Genomic DNA, 343 nt, shown 5'->3' with positions numbered 1-343 from the left:
TTGACCCGTCCGGTCGCAGCGGGCTTCACCTCGATGTTGCGGTGGCTCATTCCGGCAGCGATCTTCTCGGCCGCCGCATCCTCGCCGAGATCGTCGGAGGACAGAACCGCCGCTACGACCTCTCTCACACCGGCCGCCTTCAGCACCGCGACATCGTCGCCGCTCAGCCGATGCGCCTTGCGGAACCGGCGTTCGCCGGCAGCGGTCGCATGCGCCAGAACCGCGCCTTCAGCTTCGTCGATCGGAACCGGACCGAATTTCACGCCACCGCGCCTTTGCTTTCGAGGCCGCGAGAGCGAAACGCGTGGATGGTCTGCGCAAGGACGGCGACGGCAATCTCGGC

General features: G+C 67.1%; 1 pseudogene. It reads right to left on the bottom strand.

The features are described from left to right. Positions 1–263 (bottom strand): annotated as a pseudogene (locus tag EN808_RS35450) (4-diphosphocytidyl-2C-methyl-D-erythritol kinase); the annotation flags it as partial. Positions 264–343 lie beyond the last annotated feature (80 nt).

Origin of the sequence: Mesorhizobium sp. M8A.F.Ca.ET.165.01.1.1 (assembly GCF_004792065.1) — a bacterium.
Lineage (GTDB): Bacteria > Pseudomonadota > Alphaproteobacteria > Rhizobiales > Rhizobiaceae > Mesorhizobium.
The sequence above is the reverse complement of the archived record's forward strand: the minus strand, read 5'-3'. Positions and strand labels throughout refer to the sequence as shown.